At 27.9% G+C, this 764-nt stretch carries 1 pseudogene; it reads left to right on the top strand.

The window, feature by feature from the left end:
* Nucleotides 1-702: pseudogene (locus KGF39_RS19405) on the top strand (paclitaxel/taxanoid biosynthesis susceptibility protein TS1); the annotation flags it as partial.
* Nucleotides 703-764 lie beyond the last annotated feature (62 nt).

Genomic DNA, 764 nt, shown 5'->3' with positions numbered 1-764 from the left:
GGTGGTTCTGATGCTCCTAGTAATTTAATAACTTTGTGTAATAAATGTCATACATCTCCTAATCATAAAAAGGGTAAATTTTTGTATGATTGGTGTGAAAATGGTAAAAAGGTCAGAGGTTTTAGAGATGCTACATTTATGTCAATGATAAGATGGTACTTATTGGAACAGTTGAAAGAAAAATATACTAACATTAAAGCAACTTATGGTTATTTGACTAAAAATCATAGAATTGAACATGGTATAGAAAAAAGTCATTTTAATGATGCTTTTGCTATAGCTAAAGGTGTTAATCAAGTTAGAAATTTAGAAATATTTAAAGTTGAACAGTCAAGATTAAATAATAGAAGTCTTGAAAAATTCTATGATGCTAAATATATAGATAATAGAACTGGTGAGAAGGTTTCCGCAAGTGAACTTAATTGTGGAAGAAGGACTAGAAACAAGAATTTAAATTCTGAAAATCTTAGAGTGTTCAGAGGTCAGAAAATATCTAAAGGTCAAAGAAGAATAAGGAAGCAAAAATCATTGTATCAGCCAAATGACTTGATTAAATATGATAGAAATGTTTATACAGTTAAAGGTAGTCAGAATGAGGGTAAATACATAGCTTTAAAAGAAATCAAAAAAGTACCAAATGTAAAACTAATTAAGCCATATATCTTTAAGAAGGGGTTAAATTGGAGTCATGGATTATGTTAGTAGAAATCATTCTAAGTATTTGTTATTAGTACATCTGATATTTGTATGTAAATACAGAAAAA

This window comes from Clostridioides sp. ZZV14-6345 (assembly GCF_020657775.1).
Lineage (GTDB): Bacteria > Bacillota > Clostridia > Peptostreptococcales > Peptostreptococcaceae > Clostridioides > Clostridioides difficile_D.
Note: the sequence above shows the minus strand (reverse complement) of the source record. Positions and strands in the feature narration are given on the sequence as shown.